Annotated in this window: 24 protein-coding genes; 8 read left to right on the top strand and 16 right to left on the bottom strand. The window is 57.6% G+C overall.

Annotation, left to right across the window (positions count from 1 at the left end; all coding sequences use genetic code 11):
- Window positions 1-4 precede the first annotated feature (4 nt).
- Window positions 5-775 carry a DNA-binding transcriptional repressor DeoR gene (deoR, locus tag ACW55A_RS12860; protein ID WP_003371587.1) on the bottom strand — a complete coding sequence of 257 codons (771 nt, stop codon included), beginning with the start codon at window positions 773-775 and terminating at the stop codon, window positions 5-7.
- 102 nt (window positions 776-877) lie between these two features.
- Here deoR and deoC point away from each other — a divergent pair, with 102 nt between their 5' ends.
- Window positions 878-1,558 (top strand): deoxyribose-phosphate aldolase, encoded by a 681-nt coding sequence (gene deoC, locus ACW55A_RS12855; RefSeq protein WP_498811016.1) that lies wholly within the window; start codon window positions 878-880, stop codon window positions 1,556-1,558.
- A gap of 34 nt (window positions 1,559-1,592) precedes the next feature.
- Here deoC and ACW55A_RS12850 read toward each other — a convergent pair whose 3' ends face one another.
- The 5 genes from ACW55A_RS12850 to ACW55A_RS12830 all read right to left on the bottom strand — a co-directional run bounded on the left by ACW55A_RS12850 (window position 1,593) and on the right by ACW55A_RS12830 (window position 6,124).
- On the bottom strand, window positions 1,593-1,841 hold the full coding sequence (locus ACW55A_RS12850) for a hypothetical protein (RefSeq protein WP_032698248.1): 249 nt from the start codon (window positions 1,839-1,841) through the stop codon (window positions 1,593-1,595).
- 372 nt (window positions 1,842-2,213) lie between these two features.
- Window positions 2,214-3,239: a sensor histidine kinase gene (locus ACW55A_RS12845; RefSeq protein ID WP_498811015.1), complete on the bottom strand. Its 1,026-nt coding sequence runs from the start codon at window positions 3,237-3,239 to the stop codon at window positions 2,214-2,216.
- Window positions 3,240-3,249: 10 nt separating this feature from the next.
- Window positions 3,250-4,710, bottom strand: coding sequence for an ATPase domain-containing protein (locus tag ACW55A_RS12840; protein ID WP_498811014.1), 1,461 nt, complete (start codon window positions 4,708-4,710; stop codon window positions 3,250-3,252).
- Window positions 4,707-5,141 (bottom strand): hypothetical protein, encoded by a 435-nt coding sequence (locus ACW55A_RS12835; protein ID WP_455808018.1) that lies wholly within the window; start codon window positions 5,139-5,141, stop codon window positions 4,707-4,709. The genes ACW55A_RS12840 and ACW55A_RS12835 overlap by 4 nt, the downstream gene beginning before the upstream one ends.
- A gap of 725 nt (window positions 5,142-5,866) precedes the next feature.
- Complete coding sequence (locus tag ACW55A_RS12830; protein ID WP_498811013.1) at window positions 5,867-6,124, bottom strand: DUF1652 domain-containing protein; 258 nt, start codon at window positions 6,122-6,124, stop codon at window positions 5,867-5,869.
- Window positions 6,125-6,339: 215 nt separating this feature from the next.
- On the opposite strand from ACW55A_RS12830, the gene ACW55A_RS12825 reads away from it, so the two are divergent.
- From ACW55A_RS12825 to ACW55A_RS12815, 3 genes are all read left to right on the top strand, one after another.
- Entirely contained in the window at window positions 6,340-6,843 is a 504-nt protein-coding gene (locus tag ACW55A_RS12825) for a cupin domain-containing protein (RefSeq protein ID WP_096243351.1), read from the top strand.
- A gap of 357 nt (window positions 6,844-7,200) precedes the next feature.
- Entirely contained in the window at window positions 7,201-7,635 is a 435-nt protein-coding gene (locus ACW55A_RS12820; RefSeq protein WP_499140326.1) for a hypothetical protein, read from the top strand.
- A 66-nt stretch (window positions 7,636-7,701) separates the two neighbouring features.
- Window positions 7,702-8,070: a c-type cytochrome gene (locus ACW55A_RS12815; RefSeq protein WP_044309816.1), complete on the top strand. Its 369-nt coding sequence runs from the start codon at window positions 7,702-7,704 to the stop codon at window positions 8,068-8,070.
- A gap of 66 nt (window positions 8,071-8,136) precedes the next feature.
- Here ACW55A_RS12815 and ACW55A_RS12810 read toward each other — a convergent pair whose 3' ends face one another.
- Window positions 8,137-8,307 (bottom strand): DUF6021 family protein, encoded by a 171-nt coding sequence (locus ACW55A_RS12810; RefSeq protein ID WP_003371575.1) that lies wholly within the window; start codon window positions 8,305-8,307, stop codon window positions 8,137-8,139.
- A 281-nt stretch (window positions 8,308-8,588) separates the two neighbouring features.
- Between ACW55A_RS12810 and ACW55A_RS12805 the strand changes: the two genes are divergently transcribed.
- The 3 genes from ACW55A_RS12805 to ACW55A_RS12795 all read left to right on the top strand — a co-directional run bounded on the left by ACW55A_RS12805 (window position 8,589) and on the right by ACW55A_RS12795 (window position 10,792).
- Complete coding sequence (locus ACW55A_RS12805; protein WP_044309813.1) at window positions 8,589-8,882, top strand: DUF6388 family protein; 294 nt, start codon at window positions 8,589-8,591, stop codon at window positions 8,880-8,882.
- Between the two features lie 125 nt (window positions 8,883-9,007).
- The gene (locus ACW55A_RS12800; protein WP_003371569.1) at window positions 9,008-9,697 is read left to right on the top strand and encodes a crotonase/enoyl-CoA hydratase family protein; all 690 of its coding nucleotides are present in this window, start codon (window positions 9,008-9,010) and stop codon (window positions 9,695-9,697) included.
- 123 nt (window positions 9,698-9,820) lie between these two features.
- Window positions 9,821-10,792, top strand: a complete 972-nt coding sequence (locus ACW55A_RS12795) for a magnesium and cobalt transport protein CorA (RefSeq protein WP_003371567.1) — start codon at window positions 9,821-9,823, stop codon at window positions 10,790-10,792.
- Window positions 10,793-10,855: 63 nt separating this feature from the next.
- Here the strand turns inward: ACW55A_RS12795 and ACW55A_RS12790 are convergent, their stop codons facing one another.
- Complete coding sequence (locus tag ACW55A_RS12790) at window positions 10,856-11,584, bottom strand: amidotransferase (protein WP_003436690.1); 729 nt, start codon at window positions 11,582-11,584, stop codon at window positions 10,856-10,858.
- 607 nt (window positions 11,585-12,191) lie between these two features.
- Between ACW55A_RS12790 and ACW55A_RS12785 the strand changes: the two genes are divergently transcribed.
- Window positions 12,192-12,563, top strand: coding sequence for a rhodanese-like domain-containing protein (locus tag ACW55A_RS12785; RefSeq protein WP_005731508.1), 372 nt, complete (start codon window positions 12,192-12,194; stop codon window positions 12,561-12,563).
- 55 nt (window positions 12,564-12,618) lie between these two features.
- Here the strand turns inward: ACW55A_RS12785 and ACW55A_RS12780 are convergent, their stop codons facing one another.
- The 8 genes from ACW55A_RS12780 to ACW55A_RS12745 form a co-directional block, all read right to left on the bottom strand.
- Window positions 12,619-13,449, bottom strand: a complete 831-nt coding sequence (locus ACW55A_RS12780) for a transglutaminase family protein (RefSeq protein ID WP_003371560.1) — start codon at window positions 13,447-13,449, stop codon at window positions 12,619-12,621.
- Window positions 13,446-14,405 (bottom strand): alpha-E domain-containing protein, encoded by a 960-nt coding sequence (locus tag ACW55A_RS12775; protein WP_003371559.1) that lies wholly within the window; start codon window positions 14,403-14,405, stop codon window positions 13,446-13,448. Before ACW55A_RS12775 ends, ACW55A_RS12780 begins: the two co-directional genes overlap by 4 nt.
- Window positions 14,406-14,417: 12 nt before the next feature.
- Window positions 14,418-15,827, bottom strand: coding sequence for a circularly permuted type 2 ATP-grasp protein (locus ACW55A_RS12770; RefSeq protein WP_003371557.1), 1,410 nt, complete (start codon window positions 15,825-15,827; stop codon window positions 14,418-14,420).
- 460 nt (window positions 15,828-16,287) lie between these two features.
- Window positions 16,288-16,629 carry a ribonuclease E inhibitor RraB gene (locus tag ACW55A_RS12765; RefSeq protein ID WP_003371555.1) on the bottom strand — a complete coding sequence of 114 codons (342 nt, stop codon included), beginning with the start codon at window positions 16,627-16,629 and terminating at the stop codon, window positions 16,288-16,290.
- 248 nt (window positions 16,630-16,877) lie between these two features.
- A complete protein-coding gene (locus ACW55A_RS12760) occupies window positions 16,878-17,114 on the bottom strand; it encodes a hypothetical protein (RefSeq protein ID WP_003436696.1) in 237 nt (78 codons plus the stop codon).
- Window positions 17,115-17,304: 190 nt separating this feature from the next.
- Window positions 17,305-19,392: an LTA synthase family protein gene (locus ACW55A_RS12755; RefSeq protein WP_498811012.1), complete on the bottom strand. Its 2,088-nt coding sequence runs from the start codon at window positions 19,390-19,392 to the stop codon at window positions 17,305-17,307.
- A gap of 262 nt (window positions 19,393-19,654) precedes the next feature.
- The gene (speE, locus tag ACW55A_RS12750) at window positions 19,655-20,515 is read right to left on the bottom strand and encodes a polyamine aminopropyltransferase (protein WP_498811011.1); all 861 of its coding nucleotides are present in this window, start codon (window positions 20,513-20,515) and stop codon (window positions 19,655-19,657) included.
- A 201-nt stretch (window positions 20,516-20,716) separates the two neighbouring features.
- Window positions 20,717-20,908, bottom strand: a complete 192-nt coding sequence (locus tag ACW55A_RS12745) for a PLDc N-terminal domain-containing protein (RefSeq protein ID WP_003315122.1) — start codon at window positions 20,906-20,908, stop codon at window positions 20,717-20,719.
- Between the last annotated feature and the right edge of the window lie 133 nt (window positions 20,909-21,041).

Below are 21,041 nucleotides of genomic sequence, written 5' to 3'. Positions count from 1 at the left end.
GCTTCTAGATTACAAGCTGCGCCCCGCCAGCCTCGATGGCCTCGCGGTAGCTACGCGGGATTTTCTTATCGCTGACCACGCAATGGAAATCGCTCAAGGCACCGAAGTGTGCAGTGCGAACGGCGTCGAATTTGGAGTGATCGGCCAGCAGCAGGCTTTGCCGGGCCTGGCGCATGACCTTCTGCTTGACCTCCACCTCATGGAAATTGAAGCAGGTGACACCGCAGTCCAGGCTGACCCCGGCCGCCGAAACAAAGGCCCAGGTCAGGCGCACGCCATCGAGGATGCTGGTTTCGGCATGGCTCTCGAACACCTGGTTTTTGCGGTGGAACATGCCGCCGCACAGGACGATGCTGCAGTTGGGTTTCTGTTGCAGCTTGAGCAGCACGTTGAGCGAGTTGCACACCGCGGTGAACTCCAGCTCGTCGGGGATGAAATCGACCACGAAGGGGATCGTCGTGCCACAGTCGAAAAACACCGTGTCGCCGGGTCGGATGAAGGTGGCGGCCAGCTTGCCGATGCGGCGCTTCTCCTCGACATGACGGGTGTCCTGCTCGCTGACCCGGTAATCCCCCGGTTCAGGATCATCATGGGCGCGGGTGATGTAGCCGCCCAGCAGCCGTAACTGCTCGGGGTGCCGGCTGAGGTCACGGCGCAAGGTCATTTCGGACACATCGAGCAGCGCCGCCATCTCCCGCAGATGGATGGCTTTCTGATCTTGCAGGGCCTGTTGAATCTGTTTGATGCGGTCGTTTTTCTTGACGTCCATGGGCATCCCGGCAATCCGTTGGAGGTGTCGCTAGAGTAACACCAAGTGTTAATTTTTTAACTTATGGGTATCCACCCAAGTGTTTTTACTGATGACAGGAATCCCTTGATGAATTCACTCGAACCCGCTGCACTGGCCCAGACCATCGATCACACCTTGTTGGCGGCGGATGCCAGCCGAGAGCAGATTGCAACACTTTGCGCCGAAGCCCGGGAGCAAGGTTTCTACTCGGTGTGCGTGAACTCCAGCCAAGTACCTTTTGCCGCTCGACAACTGGCCGGCTCTGCCGTGAAGGTCTGTGCGGTGGTGGGCTTTCCGCTGGGCGCCGGGCTGAGTGCCAGCAAGGCGTCGGAAGCCGCCCTGACGATCGCTGCCGGAGCTCAGGAAATCGACATGGTGCTGAACATCGGCTGGCTAAAGGACGGCCTGTTCGATGAGGTCCGCGACGATATCGCCGCAGTGCTGCAAGCCTGTGGCAAGGTGCCGCTCAAGGTGATCCTGGAAACCTGCCTGCTCGATGAGGCGCAGAAAGTGCGCGCCTGCGAGATCTGCCGCGAGCTGGGCGTGGCATTCGTTAAAACCTCCACAGGCTTCAGCCGCAGTGGCGCGACGCTCGAGGATGTGGCGCTGATGCGCCGGGTGGTCGGCCCTGACATCGGCGTCAAGGCGTCTGGCGGCGTGCGTGACGTAGCCACGGCCAGAGCGATGATTGAAGCCGGCGCAACACGCCTGGGCACCAGTTCCGGGATTGCGATCGTGACAGGCGCAGGCACCGGGGCAGGCTATTGAGTCTGCGGGCTTTGAGCATCAAAGCCCGCTGCACTTAGCTCAGATCGATTACACCGGTCATGGCCGTGAAATGGCTTTGCTTGTGCTGAACCTTGTCGAGAACCTCCGCAGGGGTCGACTCGCGAAAGACCACCATGTGCCCGACGTCCTTGCCGCCTTCGGTCACGCGTTCGATATCGTTGATCATCCAGGTGGTCAGCTCTTCGGCCGTAATGCCCAGTTCGGCCGCTACTCGCTGGTGAAGGCGCTCGGCGTCGTATTGATTGAGTTGATCGCTGTTCATGGGGCTGGCTCCTTCAAGGGGTGTTAAGTTCAGGCCTCGGGAGGGCTTCACAGTTCAGTCGGGTTTGAACGGGCGGATTGGTCATCCGTGGCATCAACGGCACGGGCTCGCGGCGAATCTGTTCATTATCAATGCCTGATTGCTTTACACAATCAGGAACGATTCACATGTCCGGACGGGAGAGGATAATTAGCGTTTTACAGATGCAACACTGAGGCACGATCGTCAGTGAGTATTAACAAGCATTAGCACAGAAATTCAGGGCATTGCAGGCGCTGAATCCAGGTTGATATGAGGGAGTAAATACCGAAGCGCAGTCGAAACAGTGGGTGCATGTACCGCACGGAAAGCCTGTTTTGCGTCTAGACGCCGTCAATGGCTCGCCAAGGGTAGTTTCATTATAAACTCGCTCCCCTTACCTTCTCCCTCACTAGTACCAGTCACCGTACCGCCATGGGCTTCGATCAACTCACGCACGACCGTCAGACCAATGCCCAGGCCTGCACCGTTGAACCCCACCGCGTGAACATCCTGTACAAAGGGCTCGAAAATAAATGGCAGCGCGCCAGCAGTTATACCAATACCGGTATCGAGGATAAGTATTTCCAGGTGTTCGGCTTGAGTTGTCGCGGTCAGAGTGACCGTACCACCGGCAGGAGTATACTTCGCTGCATTGCTCAGCAGATTGCCAAGGATTTGAGCAAGGCGAGCAGAATCGCCCTTAACCATCATCGTGCACTCCTGCAGTTGCGAACTGAAATGCAGGTTATGAGCGATCATGATCGGGGTGCAGATCTCTATTGCCTCATGGATTGTTTGAGCCATATCGACAATGTGGCAATCAAGGCGAAATTTACCGGTGCTGGCGCGGGCGATGTCGAGCAAATCTTCCACCAATCGGGACATCTGCTTCACCTGCCCCTCAATCAACATCTGCATACGGGGTAATTCTTCGCTAGGCACACATACCAGCCTGCCAGCAATCATGCTGATGGGCGTCAGTGGATTTCGGAGTTCGTGGGCCACCTGGTTCAGAAAGTTGCGTTGCTGATCCAGCGCATGTTCCGCTGTAACCTGGAGGTCTCGTGCGCTAAGCGCGGCTATTACCAATTGCTCGTTTGCCTCGCGCATCTCGAGGTACATGTTCTGTTCTGTCTGCGCGCTTTCCGGATTTTCCACATCCGATTGCGCGGCTAGAATTGACAGTACCAACTGCTGGTTGGCCTCGATCAATTGCTCGACGTGGCGATTATCGACGAGTTTGGCATTGGTCTGGTTGAGTTCCTTATGAACCGCTGCCAGCGCCGCACGCGCTGCGACCGTTTTCTGGCCGAGAAGGAACAGTTCGCGTGCTGCGGCCGCCGTGGCTTGCGCATTCTTGCCGTTGCCCTCGCTCATGATATTTCGCTCATCCTTCGAATGTGACCATACGCTGTTGGGTCGGGCGCCCCCCTAGCAAGCCTTCCTTATTCGGCAACATGCCTCCAATCTGCAAGCCATCATCGTCGATACAGTACAACCTTAGTTCATCGGAGTGAGCACTGGCCCGCACCTTGACCACAGCCATGATTCGCAACAAACGGCTCTCAACCTCAATGTAGCGCTGGACAATGATTGCGTCGGTCAGAAATGCCGTACCGTAGGGACTGAAGCGCAGATCGGTGTAACGGTCTTCCAGCTCGGAGGTCATTAATACGCTGACGCCTGCACTGGTGAGCGCCGTGACCATGCGCGACAGCGACTCACGGAAATCCTCGCGGAACGTCGGGGCCAAGGCTAGTTCGAAGCCTGACAGGGAGTCGATCACGACGCGTGTGGCATTTAGTCGGCCGATCTCGTGCAACAGCAACTGAACGATTTCGTCAATGGACAAATCCGGCGCGCGGCTATCGACCAGACTGACTGTTCCATCCTTGATCAAGCCCGCGAGAGTGGCATTCTGGGAGTGGTTGGGGCGTTGCTCGAATACCGCGATCACGCCGGTCTCGCCATTGCGCGCCCCCTCGGCCAGGAACGTCGCAGCGAGAATGCTTTTGCCCGACCCTGATGGGCCTGCCACCAATAGGGAGTAACCACGGGGCAAGCCACCCCCGAGCATCTCGTCAAGTTGTGGCACCCCCATTTTCAGGCGCTGTATCGGAAACGTCACGGGCAGGTCAACATGGCTGATGGGCGCCGGTGCGAAAACCTTTATGCCTGAGGTGGCGATACGAAAGGTGTGCAGTCCCGGCAGCGTCGGCTGGCCGCGCATCTTCATGATTTCCATTTTGCGCACCATGGAGTTGCGCTGCACGCTCTGGCGCAACCAGATCAGACCGTCGGCCACGGTGAAAATCGGGTTGGTGTCAGTTTCGTTGAAGTATTCGCCAATCAGGAAGGTCGTTGCTTGCCAAGTGGTCATCAACATGCCCAGTTGCTGAACGAACTGCGGCAAATTGTTATTGGGGTTGTCCTGGGTCTGGCTCGCCAGCACCACTGAGCGAAACGAGTCGACGAACACCAGCGCCGGAGAGTATGCCTCTACCTCAGCGACGATTCGGCGTAATACTTCATCCAGATCCCCCGCCAGAGTGTCACTGGCCAGGTTGATGTAACGGATCGACTGGTTGATGGCTTCGTCGTCGAAAAAGTCAAATTGCTGTTGATAACGCAGCATCTTCAACGGAGGTTCGCCGAGCACGGTGAAGAACAATGCCGGACGCTCGGGCGTTGCCAGGGCGAACATCATTTGGTGCGCCAGAGTGGTTTTGCCACAGCCAGGCGGGCCGGCGATAAGATTGAACGAAAACTCCGGCAATCCCCCGCCCAGTACCTCGTCCAGTCCTGGCACCCCAGTGGCCAAGCGGTTGATAGTCACTTTGGTGTTCATGGCGAATTTTCCTGCGCAGATGTGTCGCTCAAAGAAGGTTTCCACACGTCACGAAGCAAACGTGCGGTGAGCGAGGGCCCGATCAGCGTAGTGAGCAGTTCGTAGAAGGTGGTCAGCATCACTTCACCAAACAACAAGGCGTCTGCTTCGCTTTCTGTAACGAGTTCAGAATTAAGCGTGTTCAGATCCGGCGCGGTTTGCACACGATCGGATATGTGGGCCAGGTGCGGCTGGCGGGAGGCGCAGAGATGAAGGCTGCGTCGATGAAGCGCCGCGACCCCCTGCTGACCAATGATGGGGGTAAGTGCTGCGTGCATAGCCTCCAAAATCGAGACCGTCGCTTGCGCGATGCTTGCAGTATCAGCATTCGGGCCAACCCGGTACGCCAGAGCAGCTACGATCTGGCGGCTCTCTTCGTTTAGCGCGGACATGGCTAGCTGATTTCTGATGGGTAGTCTTCGATAGTACACCCTGTAACGAATCACAGAGTCCTATTGGCCAGAGAATCTTCTTCACTGTCTGTCATGGATCGGACCTCAGGAGCACAGGCCCGCTGGCTCACAAAAGCTCACCACCGACGCCCGACTCGACGACCCGGGGATTCAAGAGGCGTCGGGCGGAGTATTCTGGAGTTATCGTGTCGTCGGTCATACCGCGACCCAACGGCAATCTGATCCCTAAAACCTTGAAAGAGAACGGCATGAAAGTGCCTCCGCATGCTTGGACGATCAAGAACTTTCGTGATCTGAATGAATATAGGGTTGAGATCATCAGAAGATCGAAGCAAGCATGCGCGGAACGACGATACCCAAGGAGTGGCTTATCGGTACATTGAATGATCCCGAGATTCATAGACAGCTCGGTGATCGGCCTTCCTTGCACCTGACCTTTACGGCTATTGAAACCACCAAGATACGCCTGTAGGGAATATCAATATTCAGGGACGGGTCGGACGAATACACGACATGCGTCGAAGCCGAGCTCAATGAATGAGCAGTGAGTCCTGTTGGGCATTCGGTCGGAGTGACTGCCTATGCATTTGCCCACCGCTACCCACTGCGAGTAAAGAGCCTTGTCAGGGTTGAAGGTAACTTCACCCTGAAAGATGCTTTCTGGTCATCACTGATACAACGCAATCAACATACGAGCCCAGCCCCTACGCCATCCGCCTCAGGGACAAATCCATCAACCCCATCAGGTCTCGTTGTTCTCTCAGCGAAAGCACCAGCCGTGCGATGGATCGGCTGCTGTCTACCTCGGACAGGGACAGCCCCGTTACGTAGGGCTGGATATCACCTGACTCGGGATGGAGAAGCTTCACCGAGAAGGTTTCATTTGGCGCTACGACGCACTCGCACTTTGAAGGCAGAAAAGCTGTCTCAAGAACGCGCTGAATGTCGGGTTTTGAAAACATGGTGCGTCCTCTGATAGGGGCCAAATCGTGATTTGAAGTGTAGACGAGTTTCAGGTGAATAGCTTTCCGAGTTGCGCAACGCATGCATACGGCGCAGCGGGCTTTTTGTGGCGGCTGCCTGGGGCTGTTTTTTCCTGATCGAGGTAACTGCCTGCAACACCTCACGCGCTCTGGTCTAAAGTACCCTCTTCTGAACTCATCGAGCGTCGACCGACATGAATGAACGCGCACGTGAACTGGCGTCTCGTCTGATTCGCAATTTCAACGAGGCTCCCCTCGCACATGAAGTTCGTGAACCGCTCTATGAAAGCTCGGCAGCCCGCCTGGGCACAGGCACGGCGGCACAAAAGCTCGGGGCCTCGATTGATGTCGTCGCGCCGGGCAAGCGCTCGTGCCCTTATCATTTTCATCATGCGCAGGAAGAGATGTTCGTGATCATCGAGGGCGAAGGCAGTTTGCGTGTTGCGGGCGAGATGCTGCCGATCAGAACGGGTGACATCGTATTTATCCCCGCGGGTGCCGATTACCCGCACCAGATCATCAATACCTCACAGGCGCCGCTGAAGTACCTGTCGATCAGCACCCGGGAAACGCCCGAAGTGTGTGAGTACCCGGACTCGGGCAAGTACCAGGCGATGGTTTCGGTTCAAGGGACCCGAGTGTTCACCGCCAACCAGCGGACCACGGAAAACCTCGATTACTGGGACGGCGAGCCGTGATTTGAATTGTTTGTAAATTGTATCTGGCAGTTCACGCTTTTTTCACGTTCGCGGGTTTATTGTTAACTCAATTCCCAGCAAGACCTTAAGCCCGCTACCCCCCATCGCGGGCTTTTCTTTGTCTGCGATTTGAGCATGCAGCGTCTGGCATGGGTCAAGAGACATAAGGGACACGACTGCTCAAGCAAGCGTCGGGCAGACAGGGAACATCATGCAGAAAACGATTTCCAAGCCCTACCTGCCGGATAAAACCCTGCAATCATGAAAAACACCCTGAAAAAACTGCTCCTCGCCGTTGCGTGTCTCGCGGCTGCTCCCGCGTTCGCTGCGTGTCAGATGACGCCGGTGGCGTATGACATGCCTTCGCAACGTCTGGACGAGGCCTTGCAGCAACTGGCGCACCGATCTGGCTGCCCGGTGAAGGTCGATCTGGGCGCGGACAGCAGCAGAAAGGTCAAGAAATTCAAGGGCACGTTTACCCCGGATCAAGCGTTGTGGCTGGTTTTGAAAAAAACCGGGCTGGAAGGTTATGTCGAAAATGACGGGCTCACGGTTGACCGCCGAGGCCAGGATTTTGTAAACCAGCGGGCAACAGAGCTACGCACAGCTATCGATGAGGCAGGCACGCGAATGGAAGCCAGAAAGAAAAAGCGCTTTCTTCACCAGTTGGAGACCATCGAAGCCGGAGCGAAGAAACTGGTTCTTGAGCAGAGCTTTGTCAGCGCAGCCGAGATGGCGAGTTACAAGCGTGACTTCGACGAACTGTCGAGCCAGATACCGGCCAGCAAGTGATCCCGCGATAATTGCGCTAACATTTGCCACTTTTGAGCAAAAGGCCGAACGCGCTGTGGATGACCGATGAAAAAAACCGCATTACTCCTGTTGGCACTGGCCCTACCTGCGCTTGCTCAAGGCGCGGGCGATGCAGAGGCCGGGAAAGCAGTCTTCACCCGCCTCTGCTCGGGCTGTCACAAGATCGGCCCTTCTGCACGCAGCGCATTTGGCCCGCCCCTCAACGGCATCATTGGTCGTCAGGCGGGGCAACAGGAAGGCTACGTTTACACCGACGCGATGAAGAACTCGGGGCTGGTATGGACGCGCGAAGAGTTGCGCACGTATATCAAGGACCCGAGCGAAGTTGTCCCCGGCACTCGCATGAAACTGTGGTGGATGGGTAACGATGAGCGAATGGAAGATCTGCTGGAATACCTTGATGCCAACAAGTAGTACGAGGGGGTAAAGCGAGGTTCGGCTATAAATCGCCCCCGGTACTCACCGAGGGCAATCTGTTAGTTACTTGTCCGGGGTGTAAGGCGGGTAATCATCCTTGCTGCCTTTTTCGGTCGCAGGAGTCTTTGCAGGCTCGGTAGGGTCGATCTGCGGGTCTTTGGCGTCCGGCGACTTCTCGTCGAAACCCTGATCGTTGTTGTTTCCGTTGCTGCTGCCTGGCTGGGTGCCGGTCATGTGCGCCTCCGTTTGTTAAATTCAGGACCTGATAGTCAGAGAGCCTGTGACCACAGCCGTGCGATGTGTCTGACGAACGGACCTGGCAGAGGGATATGGCAGCGGCAAAGAGCAAATGGTAGCCTTGCGCCATGCTTGCGTCTGCCGGGAGTACATCATGAAAAGGCTTTCAATAACGCTGTCGATGTTCGCTTTGCTGGGCACCTCCCTCACAATCACGCCGTCTTGCCGGGCTATTCCAAGAGACAGCCTGGCTATCGAAACGTTTGAGGAAAAACCACATGAATACGCTTGAGTGGAACGAGGCCGCGCTGGCGAAATACCTCGCGACCCATCCGACCCTGAAGGATGAGATCAGCGCGTTGAGCCCCAAGGAGCAAAAGCAGCAAGTGCAGTGGGCGTTCGAAGACGAGGCCGAGAGCCAGGGTCTCGAAACCTGGGAGCTGGCGCTGGAACTGATTGCCGAGTCGCCCGAACAGTTGCAGAGCATGCGTCTGGAAGCACACCGCCAGGTCGCCGAAGCGCTGGGGATGGACTGGGAAGAATATTGCGGATTCAACGATATCCAGCCATGACGCAGAGCGCAGTCGGCGCTGAATCCGCCATTGATCGGCACGCCATTCAGTGACCCGGCAGTCAGCGCTTTACCTGCTCCCTATGGATGAGTAACGTCTGCTCACTTCAATAAAGGAATCACGTCATGAGTGATCTGGTCTCATACCATCTGGACGACGGTGTCGCCACGCTGACCCTGAACAACGGCAAGGTCAATGCCATTTCCCCGGACGTGATCGTTGCGTTCAACGCCGCGCTGGACCAGGCCGAAAAGGATAGGGCCATCGTTATTCTCACCGGCCAGCCGGGCATTCTGTCGGGCGGTTACGACCTCAAGGTCATGACCTCCAGCCCCGAGGCCGCGATCGAGCTGGTCGCACAGGGCTCGACGCTGGCGCGGCGCATGCTGTCGCACCCCTTCCCGATCATCGTCGCCTGCCCCGGCCACGCGGTTGCCAAGGGCGCTTTTCTGCTGCTGTCCGCCGATTATCGAATCGGCGTCGCCGGGCCATTCAGTATCGGTCTGAACGAAGTGCAGATCGGCATGACCATGCACCATGCCGGTATAGAGCTGGCGCGCGATCGCCTGCGCAAATCGGCGTTCAATCGCTCAGTGATCAACGCCGAGATGTTCGACCCTGAAGCAGCGATGGCCGCCGGCTTCCTCGACCGCGTGGTCAGCGTCGAGGAGCTGCAGAGCACCGCGCTGGCCGTCGCCGGGCAATTGAAGAAGATCAACATGAGCGCGCACAGGAAGACCAAACTCAAGGTCAGAAAGGCCTTGCTCGACACGCTGGAGGCAGCGATCGAACAGGATCGGCAGCACATGCTCTGATGCTCGACCGAAGCCCGCGCCAACGGGCTTTCGTTTATCGGCGAACTCATACGCATTTGATCAATCTGATCAGCGACCGCGCATGTTTTTGCGCCACTGACAAATTGAAGAAGCGATAGCACCATGGGTCGAGTTGTTGCAGCAGCGGTGTACAGCAAGGGTAAAAAAGTCCGTGATATCACCCTCGATGAGGGCGCCGCCTGGGCAGCCAAGCCCGATCACTTCGTCTGGATAGGACTGGAGCAGCCCACCAACGCGGAGCTGACCAGCCTCAAGGAGCAGTTCAATCTGCATGAGCTGGCCCTTGAAGACGCGCTGGAGGTGCATAGCCGTCCGAAGCTGGAAACCTTTGGCGATGCACTGTTCATCGTGACTTACGCCCCCGTACGCGACAACGGCAAGCTGCTGTTCATCGAAACCCATATCTTCGCCGGCAAGGGCTACGTCATCACCTCGCGCAACGGCCACTCCAAGTCCTACGGACTGGTGCGTCAGCGTTGCGAGGCCAGACCACTGCTGCTGGAGCACGGCGAAGACTTCGTGCTCTACGCGCTTCTGGACTTCGTGACCGAGAACTATCAGCCGGTGACCGAAGCCATTCACGCCGAGCTCGAGCAACTGGAGCAGAGCGTCATCGGTGGCTCGTTGCGCGAGTCCGACATCCAGCACATTCATGCCCTGCGCCGCGACCTGTTACGCATGCGTCGCTACGTGGCACCCATGGTGGAAGTGGGCGAAGAATTGCAGAGACTGAGTTTTCCGTTCATCGACAAGAACATGCGCCCCTACTTTCGCGATGTCGAAATTCACGTCAAGCGCCAGATGGAAGACCTGGGCAACCTGTGTGACATCGCCAGCCAGACGATCGAAATCGGCCTGCTGCTGGAGTCTTCGCGGCAGAGCATCGTGCAACGCAAGTTCGCCGGTTGGGCAGCGATTCTGGCGTTCCCGACAGCGATTGCAGGTATCTACGGCATGAATTTCGAGAACATGCCTGAACTCAAGTGGGAATACGGCTACTTCATCGTGCTGGGCGTCATTCTGGGCGGGTGTACGGCACTGTTCGCCAGCTTCAAGCGCTCCGGCTGGCTATAAACCCGCCACTGCAACCTCATTCAAACAGTCCGGCGAACGCATGACGATGGGCCATGCGCCGGGTCAGACTGACTGTTTTTCCGGTTTGTGCGCCACAAAGCGCATCATCCATTCCGCCACTGTCGCGCCATGATGGTCGTGGTCCAGGCTAGCCACACCCTGCTTGTAAATCTGCTCGCCCAGCGCTTCCTGACGAAGGTCAAGCAAGGTGCGTGAAAAATCATGGATGAACTCGGGATGCCCCTGGAAACACAGCACCTGATCATTGATATGGTAAGCCGCAAACGGGCAGAACTCGCTGGACGCAATGACCGTGGCGTTCTCGGGCAGCGCGGTGACCTGATCCTGATGACTGATCAGCAGCGTGAGCGTGTCCATCGCCGGTGTCATCCACGGCCTGGCGGGGGCCAGTTGATAATGGTGAATCCCGACGCCCCACCCCTGCACGGCACGCTCGGTCCTGCCGCCCAGCAGCAAGGCCAGCAACTGGTGACCGAAGCAGATGCCCAGCAGTTTTTCGCCGCGCTGATACAGTTCCAGCAGATAGACCTTCAAGGTCTGAATCCAAGGGTCGGTGCCAAATGAGTCGGCCTTGCTGCCGGTCACCAGGTAAGCATCGAACTGCTCGTCTGCAGGTGGATAGTCGCCCTGCACAACGTTGTAAACCGTCAGCTCTGCGGCGATGGGCTGGCGAGCGAAGAGTAATTCGAACATCCGCCCATACCCGTGATATTGCTCGACCAGTTCAGGTCGCAGATTGTCGGTTTCCAGAATACAGATGCGTAAAGACATAAAAGGGACCCTGAAGCAGTAATGAGGCAGTAGCGCACCGGCAGAGCCTGCCTTGAAGACCTCGGCAAATCAAGCAGCGCCCCGGCCCGTTTCAGACGTTTATTCCATGTAGGAAAAATCTGTCCCGGACGAACGGTGCAAAGCTGACGGGCAAAGACGAAGCGTCTAGAAAAGGCCTGTTGATTCAGCGCCCCTTCCGATAATAGCCTTCGCTTCTAGATAAGCAATTTTAGATTCCCAACAGTTCTAAACTCCAGGGCACCTCGGCTCTATGGTTAGATCTGTAACAGGAAGCGCGCAAAATCCTTTCAGCGCTCGGGCCAGCGGTCGAATGACCGGACCCACCTGTTCAATGCGCAACCTTGCCAGCAGTCGATGATCTGTTTTGCGGATCGGCCTGCTTCTGTCGCTCAGGAATAACAACAAAAGGCGGTCAGCCATGTTCAAGTTCAAGCACTCCAAAGTACGTCAGGCGGGATTGATCCTCTTTACCACTGCGCTGTTATTGATCGTGCCTAACCTGAATCGATTGTTTGGCTGATCCACGCGCTTTCGAACTATGTTCAACTGTGCCACTCTTTCCATTCGCACTGAGGGAGGTGGGTTTATGCGCCAATGGATTGCTGTTTGGGCACTTGTCAGCAGCTTCGCAGCACACGCGGGGATGGTCGATCAGGCTGCGGCCGTGGCAGCGTTGAAGGAAGGCAAACTGGCAATGGATGTACGTAGCCAGACCGACTATGACGCAGGCACGGTACTGAACGCCGTACGCGTCGATGACCGACGGTTGGTCAATCAGATGAAACAGGTGCTCAACGACCGCAATGCCGTGTTCGTCATTTTCAGCAGCACGGACAGCAAGGCCGACAAGGCTCAGGAACAGCTCAGGGCTGCGGGCTACTTCAGCGTCATCAATGGCGGCAACTATGAAGAGCTGCACAACGCGCTCTACGACATCACCGACGACCCTGCCGAATGAACAATGGCCGGGTAGTTGAGCCCGGCCATTTCATGATGCGCAGACCCGCTGCGGGTTACTGATGCTGCGTCTGGACCTGCACGCGGGTTTTCACTTTCGGCGTGCCGGTCATGGGCGACACCACGACCTTGGCGTGCATCTGCTCGGATCCGCCGCCGCGCCGCATGCCGCGCACCGGACAGGCGTCCAGATAATCCAAGCCTACCGCCAGTTTCAAATGGCGCTCGGGGATCGCCAACTGATTGGTGACATCGAAACTGTACCAGGCGTCGTCTATCCAGGCCTCGGCCCAGGCGTGGCTGGACAGATGCTCGCTGTCTTCGCTGCACAGATAACCGGAAACATAACGGGCCGGCACCCCAAGGCTGCGGGCACAGGCCAGAAACGCGTGAGTATGGTCCTGACAGACGCCAGAGCGTCCGGCGAAGGCCTGCGCGGCACTGGTGTCCACTTCGGTCGCGCCCTGGGTGTAGGTCATGTGCTGGTTGAGCGCCTGCATCAGGTCGATCAACCCTGTGCGGTCAGCCCGCTTGCGACACTCCATGGCCGCAAAACTGCGAATCGCTTCGTCAGGCTCGGTCAGTCGCGTCACGCGCAAAAACGGTAATGCCGACTGGCTTTCGTGCTCGGCCTCGCGGGTTTCATCGATTTCCACTTGCCCGCGCGCGCCGATGATGATTGCTTCGTGCGGCTCTTCCAGGCTCAGGACGTGCAGGATATTGCCAAAGGGGTCGATCTGCGCACGCACCGGACGTGGCAACGTCAGCTGCCAGCTGAGCACTTGCTGGCGCTCACTGTCGTGAGGCGTCAGGCGCAGATACTGGATACTCGAGCGCACCTGGTCATCGTAGTGATAGGTGGTCTCATGGCTTATCGAAAGTCTCATGCAGCCTCCAGGTACGAAGTGTGAATGGCATCACCCAGTTGGGCCAGCAGCGGAATGAATTCGTTCAACCACTCGTGCAGGCCTTCAGCCAGGATCTCGTCGATGCTGGTGTAGCGCAATCTGGCATCCATCTCGGCAGCCATGCGCTGTGCGGGACGCCCGTTGACGCCCGGCAGGCTGGCCAGAATGACGTCCATCTCCTCCAGACACGCGCGTAGCGAGCGTGGAATGTCAGCACGCAGCAACAACAGTTCAGCAACCTGACGCGCGCCTGGCGCATCCCGATAGACTTCAGTGTAAGCCTCGAACGAGGACAGTGCGCGCAGCAAGGCGCTCCACTGGTAATAACCGGCCGCCGAGTTGTCTGCCGCAGCATTGGCCTGTGGCCCACGCAATTCAAGCATTTCATAGCGGGCATCGAGCATGCGCATGGTGTTGTCGGCGCGCTCGATGAACGTACCCAGACGGATGAAACGGAACGCATCGTTACGCATGATGGTGCCGTAGGTCGCGCCACGGAACAGATGCGAACGCTCCTTGACCCATTCACAGAAACGGCTCATGCCGTAGCGGGTCAGCCCCTGCTGGGCGATGCCGCGAATCTCCAGCCAGGTGGAGTTGATGTTCTCCCACATGTCTGCGGTGATACGCCCGCGCACCGCGTGCGCACTGGCCCTCGCTGCGCCCAGGCAGCTGTAGATGCTGGCCGGGTTGGTGGCGTCCAGGGCAAAGAAATGCAGCATGCGCTCGGCATGCAGCTCGCCATGACGCTCGATATAGGTTTCCAGCGTTCCGGTGATCAGCAACGGCATGGCTATTTCATCCAGCCCGTCGCCCCGCCCGTCCTGCGGCATCAGCGACAGCGAATAGCTCACGTCCAGCATGCGGGCGAGGTTCTCCGCTCGCTCCAGGTAACGCGACATCCAGAAAAGATCAGAGGCAGTTCTACTTAACATTGGCAGGCATCCTTAATCCTCGACCACCCAGGTGTCTTTGGTTCCGCCACCCTGTGACGAATTGACCACCAGCGAGCCTTCACGCAAGGCCACTCGGGTAAGCCCGCCAGGCACAACGCGGGTTTCGCGACCGGACAGAACGAACGGGCGCAAATCGATATGTCGCGGGGCTATGCCGTTCTCGACAAAGGTCGGACAGGTCGACAGGCACAAGGTGGGTTGGGCGATGTACGCATGCGGCTTGGCCTTGAGGCGCGCCCGGAAGGCTTCGATCTCGGCGGCGGTCGCTGCGGGGCCGACCAGCATGCCGTAGCCACCGGAGCCCTGGGTTTCCTTGACGACCAGATCGCCGAGGTTGGCCAACACATGTGACAGCTCTTCCGGCTTGCGGCACTGCCAGGTCGGCACGTTTTTGAGAATCGGCTCTTCGTCCAGATAGAAGCGAATCATGTCGGTGACGTAGGGGTAAACCGACTTGTCATCCGCGACGCCGGTACCGATGGCATTGGCCAGCACCACGTTGCCGGATCGATAGGCAGACAGCAGCCCAGGAACGCCCAGCATCGAATCAGGGTTGAAGGCCAACGGATCTAGGAATGCGTCATCGAGGCGACGATAGATCACGTCAACGGCTTTCGGGCCGTCGGTGGTGCGCATGAACACGCGGTCATCGCGGACAAACAGATCGGCACCTTCCACCAGTTCGACGCCCATCTCGCGAGCCAGAAACGCATGCTCGAAAAAGGCGCTGTTGAAGCGGCCAGGCGTCAGCACCACGACACTTGGGTTGTCCAGATGGCTGGAACTCTTGAGCGTGTCGAGCAACAGGTTCGGGTAGTGGTCGATCGGCGCAATGCGCTGTGCGGAAAACAGCTCCGGAAACAGGCGCATCATCATCTTGCGGTCTTCGAGCATGTAGCTTACGCCGCTCGGAGTGCGCAGGTTGTCTTCCAGCACGTAATAAGTGCCATCACCGTCGCGCACCAGATCGACGCCGGAAATATGCGAGTACAGATCGCGGTGCAGATTCAGGCCCTGCATTGCCAACTGGTACTGCTCGTTGGCCAGCACCTGTTCGGCGGGAATGATCCCGGCCTTGATAATCCGCTGGTCGTGATACAGATCCGCGAGAAACATGTTCAGCGCCTTGACGCGCTGAATGCAGCCACGCTCGACAACCCGCCATTCGCTGGCCGGGATGCTGCGCGGGATGGTATCGAAAGGGATAAGCCGCTCGGTGCCCTGCTCATCACCATAGAGTGTGAACGTGATCCCGGCACGGTGAAACAGCAGATCGGCTTCGCGCCTGCGTTGAGCCAAAAGCTCGGGAGGCGTATCACCCAGCCAGCGGGCGAACTCCCGATAGTGCGGACGGACTACGCCGCCCGCATCGTACATCTCGTCATAAAAGGTGCGGATCATGCCGTACTCCTTGTCACCATGGACACCAAGACCATCGCAAAGCCCGTGCCACCGGCATAAACGCTTTAATTTCAAAAGGTTAGGTAAACACTCGACGTTCTACGCACCATTCCTGTGCACTAAACGCCCAAGCCAATTCTTTCGCGCCTCATTCGGAAGCGTCATTCAACCGTGAAATCTATGATCAGCATAGTCAGAGTTGATTTCCGCCAACAGCATTAGTTCGCCACACTCCACAGCAACCGAGCAAACAGGGCACCAAACGCTGTTTTTGCCGCAACCGATATTTTGTCCAGCAGATGAAGAACGCCTGCGGATTTTAAACAGACTTCCCTTTGCGCCACTCGTTTGAGTGGCTTTTTTTTGACCACTGTTTATGAACGCGGGCCGAAAACAGAACCGGCCGATCCGGAACGTGTCCCGAATCAGCCGGTGGTGTATGCCTGACAATCCGCAGCCATCAAGCGTGCAGTCTTCTGATCTCCTGAGTAACGCCCCATCCCTCGACTTCGCCGTCCATAGGTGAAATGACCGTCTGGAAGTCCTGCTCGAAGTCACCAATGCCGTGATAAGTCGCGTACATGACTTTGCTCAATTGCAGGTGCCAATGGCCGTCATCACGTACGTTTACCTGGGTGTTGAGGGATTCGCCGCGAAATTGCTCTGCGGCCTGCCGTGCCCGTTCCTCATCCGGGAAGATGGCGTAGAACTCGATGGGATAGATTCGCGCGAAGTCAAAACCGCCTTCTTTCATGCGGCGCAGTACGTTACTGCTGATGTCCTCTTGATAGGCTGTGCTCATGAAACGTCCTCCTATGCAACGATAGATAGAGTTTCAACTCTTCCAGAGCGACCGCCGAGTCCTCGGGGGCCGCCTCACGACAGATAATCCGGCGTGGGGAATCAAGCATGTAGCTGACCGGACCAGGCTTGGCGCCGGTCGGGTATCGAGATGTCAGAGGCCGTCTGAACAGCCTCATCTGCAGAGTAGCCCCATCGTGGGCCGGATGCCAAGTGGTTGCCACGAAAAGGTTTTTGAATCAGCGCAGATCAGGCAACTTCTGTAATGGAAATAATCTGCACACTGTTATGGTCCTTGAGCGTCTTCACGGTAGGCTCCTCAGTACGCCCGTCAAGATCATTGAGATCCAGCTCGTCGGTCATTGGGTAAAGGTCCTTGCGCAGGAAACGCGCAGCCTCTTCCTCACTGGGACGCTCATCAAAACCAGCCTCGCGGCGCTGCTGCACACCATCCTTGTCCAGATATAAAATGGCCCACTGTTTCATCAATGCCTCCCATACGAAGCCAGGCACTCTGGCTTATGTGATCTGGACCTTTTGGCCCACGCATTCGTTCAACCGATTACGCCGCAGGGCCACCCATGACGGGCAAAAAAAAGACCCTCGCAGTCAATGCCGAGGGCCCTTGTCGCCAGACTGATCCGACTCGCCGGTCAGCCGGACGAGTCAGTTGTCATCAGTTGCGGTTTTTGCTGGCTTCTACACCGGCCGTGTTGTCCAGAAGGCTCTTGGTGGCCGTCTGCAGGAAGCTTTCCAGCTTGCGCTTGAGCTCCTGCGTGTCCGGCGCATCAGGCACTTCTTCGGCATGCGGCTTGGCACCGAGCGTGTAGGTCAACAGCTTGGCAGGCATCTCGGTCGGTTCGATCAGGATGCGATTGCCGCTGATGATAGCGACCACCTGCTCACTGCCCGACGGCTTGATCACACCGAAGCCCTTGTCACCCTCAGGCAGGTTCAGCAGATCGCGGCCCCAGCACTGGTTGCGGTTCAGGCCACCCAGACGCCCCATGATGGTCGGCACTACGTCAACCTGCGTACCCACAATGCTGCTGCGCTGGCCGAACTTCTCCTGCACACCAGGGCCGATCAGCAGCAGAGGCACGTTGAAACGGCCCAGGTCCATTTCAGTCAGTTGCTTATCGTTACCGAAACCATGGTCGCCCAGCACCACGAACAACGTGTTCTTGTAGTAAGGCTCTTTTTTGGCCTTCTCGAAGAACTGGCCGAGCGCCCAGTCGGCATAACGCATGGCGGTCAAATGCTCGTCCAGCGAGCCGTGCCCGGTGACGCGCTCGACCGGCAGAGGATCCGGCAGCGCATACGGCGTGTGGTTGGACAGGGTCTGCAACAAGGCATAGAACGGCTTGCCGTCCTGACGGGCCTTGAGCTCCTGCGCACCACGGTCGAACATGTCCTGGTCGGAAACACCCCAGGTCGGATCGGAGAACACCGGATTGACGAAGTCCTCGCGGCCGACGAAGTTGGTCATGCCCTGGTTGCTGAAGAAACCCGACTGGTTGTCCCAGGCAAAGTTGCCGTTATAGACGTAGACGTCGTCGTAGTTGCGGCCCGTACTCAGCAATTGCGGAAGACCCGACAGCTTGTGGCTGCCTTCCGGCGTCTGCATCAGGTACTCGAAGCCCGGCAGGTTCGGGAAGCACGCCATGGTGGCGAACATGCCCTGGTGGGTGTGGGTACCGTTGGAGAAGAAGTGATCGAACAACAGGCCTTCCTTGGACAACTTGTCGAAGTACGGCGTAATGTTGGCATCGTTGCCCAGGGCGCCTACCGAGTGACCGGCGAAGCTTTCCATCAGGATCACGACCACGTTGCGGATCGGCAAGGTGGTCTCTGCCGGTGGCGTGAAGTCGCGACGCACAGCGGCAATATCCGGCTCGACCAGCTTGTCATTCGGGGTCAGCAGCATGTCGCGCACGGTCTGCTGGGCCTCGTTCTGTGGCAGCGTGGCTTTCCAGATGTTGTCGCGATCTTCGGACATACGGCTCTTGGCCGCCGTGATCAGCGTCAGAGTGCCATTGAGGCCCAACTGGTTGGCGAAATTGGACTCGGTGGTGTAGGCGTCGCCCCAGCGCAAAGGCGGGCCCTGGCGCAAGGTGCCACGGATGCAGACCACCATGACCAGCAACACCAGCACGAACACACCGGCGCGCACATACCAAGGCGCAATGGAACGAGTGGCCTCCGGACTGGTTTTTGCAGCAACACGTGGACGGGTTGCACGGTCGATACCCTTGAACACCAGACTCAGCAGCCAGGTCACCACGGCCCATGCCAGCAGGTAGCGGACCACCGGGAAACCGTACCAGAGCATGCTCAGGACAGTCTTCGGGTCTTCCTTGACGTACTGAAACACCAGGCCGTTCAGGCGCTGGTGAAACTCACGGTAGAAGTCCATTTCCATCAAGCCGAAGAACAGCGTGATGCTGCCGACCAGGGTCAGCCAGAAACGGAAGAACCCGCGTGCCGCCATGGCGCGTGCGCTGAACAGCGACAGCACCAGCGGAATCAACAGGTACATGGTCAGGCGCAGGTCGAAGCGCGTGCCGTTGAACAGTGCTTCAAGGAACGTCGAGGCAGGCGTGTCGCCAATCATCTCGCGGTTGTAGACCAGCAGACCGATACGCAACAGCGTGTACATCACCATCAGGGCGAAGCCACTGAGCAGGATGTAAGCCAGATGCGATTTGACAGTGGGATTTTGCAGGCGGGCTTGCCGATGAATCTGGGCGTCCGTTTTGGCCATGGTTGTCAGGATCCGGTGGATTCAGGGGTAGGTTCAGGGTGCAGCGCCGCCTTGCTCTTGAGGCAGACGGCGCGCGACAGGGCGCAGATATTACTTGATTGCGGGTCGCAGGGGCCAGGTCAGCCCATGAAGACGCGTGCCTGTTCAGCTTCGCGCGCAATTCTGTGACAGAACGTGTGAAATTTCTGTCGCGAATTAAGCGCTTATAAAGCCTTGCAGGCGACGCTCGAGAGAATCCGGCTCGAGAAGCCGGACCGACTCATCAGTCGTTGCTGGCCTTGCCCACGGCCTGCAGAACGTACTGCGGCAAGGCGAACGCACCGATGTGGACTTCCGGATTGTAATAACGCGTAACAATACCGCTGCCCGAGAAACGCTGACGCAGGGTTTCCAGCGGCAATTTGCGATAGCTCTTGTCGGTCGAGCCCCAGGCGAAGGTCATCGCTCCGCCGATGTAGGTCGGGATGGCAGCGTGATAGAAATGCCAGTCGGCAAACAGACCGTTCATACGCCCGGCCGTGGTCTGCACACCGCTCAACTGCATGAAGGGCGTGCCGTTCTGGGTGACCAGAATGCCGCCTTCGTTGAGGCAGCGATGGCAGGCCTGATAAAAGTTTTCCGAGAACAGGACTTCACCCGGGCCGATCGGATCGGTGGAGTCGGAGATGATCACGTCGAACTTTTCTTCGGTGGTCGCGACGAAGCGCATGCCGTCGTCGATGACCAGGTTCAGACGCGAATCGTCAAAGGCGCCGCTGGAATGATTGGGCAGATATCCCTTGCACATCTCGACCACGGTCGCATCGATCTCGACCATGGTGATGTGTTCGACGCTCATGTGCTTGGCGACTTCACGCAGCATACCGCCGTCGCCGCCGCCGATGATCAGCACACGCTTGGCTGCACCGTGCGCCAGAATCGGCACATGGGTGAGCATTTCGTGGTAGATGAACTCGTCGGCTTCGGTGGTCTGAATGACGCCGTCCAGCGCCATGACACGGCCCATGCGCGGGTTCTGGAAGATCACCAGGTGCTGGTGATCGGTACGTACTTCGTGAAGCATTTTTTCCATACGAAAGCGCTGGCCGTAGCCTTCGTATAACGTTTCCTGATAATCGCTCATGGGTAAGCTCCCGCTGGGTACTGATGACAGGACGGCCGACCGCCCACAACAAAGGCGCGCATTCTACGTCGAGGAACATGACAGGTCGAACCTCTATGCAGCCTGGCGTGCCATTGCCGCTGCGAATGCCCGGCGCATGAAACGAAAAACGCCTGATTACCCAAAGTAATCAAGCGTTGTGTTGCCCAGCGTGTGGACGTATCACATGCGTACGTTGCCACGCGGTCCGAGGATTGCCCAGATGATCAGGCCTACCACAGGAAGCAGTACGATCAGCAATACCCAGAGGATTTTCTTGCCGGTCTCGGCACCGCTTTTCAAGACGTTGATGATGGCCCAGATATCGAGCGCCAGAATGATCAAGCCGACCAGGCCGTTGAAGCTAGAACCCATGGTGTTGCCCCTAAATTGAATGCTTACCCTCCTAGGATAGTAGCGCCGTTCGGGGGTTCCGTTGAACCAACCTTATATTCTCGGTCTCCCAGACGGGGTCGACTTTGTATTTCAGTCACCATCGCTCCCCCTT

The organism is Plantibacter cousiniae (nom. nud.) (assembly GCF_977070315.1).
This window is presented reverse-complemented; position numbering and strand designations above follow the sequence as displayed.